Origin of the sequence: Oceanobacter sp. 4_MG-2023 (assembly GCF_030689165.1) — a bacterium.
In the GTDB taxonomy this organism is placed as follows: domain Bacteria; phylum Pseudomonadota; class Gammaproteobacteria; order Pseudomonadales; family Oceanobacteraceae; genus Oceanobacter.
Window position 1 is genome coordinate 1 of sequence record NZ_JAUYVV010000069.1, and the last position, 1,028, is coordinate 1,028.

Sequence of the window (1,028 nt, forward strand, 5' to 3'; positions counted from 1 at the left end):
ATCGTCGGTGCGACTTCATCCAGGTTATTGACTGCTAAAGTAACGATTTGGTCGGTGTGGTTACCGGCTCCATCGGTAGCGGTGACAGTAAAGCTGTAGCTTGGTTTGGTCTCGTAGTCCGCATCCGCCAACAAGGTGACTTCACCGGTGCTGGCATCGATCGAGAAATACGCTGCATCGTCGCCAGAGAGCGAGAAAGTCACACCATCAGAGATATCTGCGGAGTCATCGGCAGTGGCTGTATACACCACTTGCCCGGCACCGCTGTTTTCATCGATCGCAGTGGCGATAGCGCCAGAAGTAATCGTCGGTGCGACTTCATCCAGGTTATTGACTGCTAAAGTAACGATTTGGTCGGTGTGGTTACCGGCTCCATCGGTAGCGGTGACAGTAAAGCTGTAGCTTGGTTTGGTCTCGTAATCAGCGTCGGCCAATAAGGTGACTTCACCGGTGGCGGAGTTGATGCTGAACAGTGACGCATCTGTACCAGACAGGCTGAAACTCACACCATCGGAAATATCGGCAGAGTCATCCGCAGTGGCGGTATACACCACAGTACTGGCACCGCTATTTTCGTCGATCGCAGTGGCGATAACGCCAGAAGTAATCGTCGGCGCTGCTTCATCCAGGTTATTGACTGCTAAAGTAACGATTTGGTCGGTGTAGTTACCAGCTCCATCGGTAGCGATTACAGTAAAGTTGTAACTTGGTTTGGTCTCGTAATCAGCGTCGGCCAATAAGGTGACTTCACCGGTGCTGGCATCAATCGAGAAGTACGCCGCATCGTCACCTGAGAGCGAGAAAGTCACGCCATCGGAGATATCTGCAGAGTCATCAGCGGTGGCGGTATACACCACAGTACTGGCACCGCTATTTTCATCGATGGCAGTCGCGGTATCACCAGAGGTAATCGTCGGCGCTGCTTCATCGAGGTTATTGACCGCTAGTGTCACGGTCTGGTCAGTGAAGTGACCAGCCCCATCGGTGGCGATTACAGTAAAGTTGTAGCTGGACTTGGTCTCGTAGTC

1 protein-coding gene is annotated in these 1,028 nt (G+C 52.5%); it reads right to left on the minus strand.

All coding sequences use genetic code 11. The annotated features are described in order from the left end of the window. A partial coding sequence (locus Q8W24_RS16770) for a cadherin repeat domain-containing protein (RefSeq protein ID WP_305476037.1) occupies positions 1-1,028 on the minus strand: 1,028 nt, incomplete at both ends.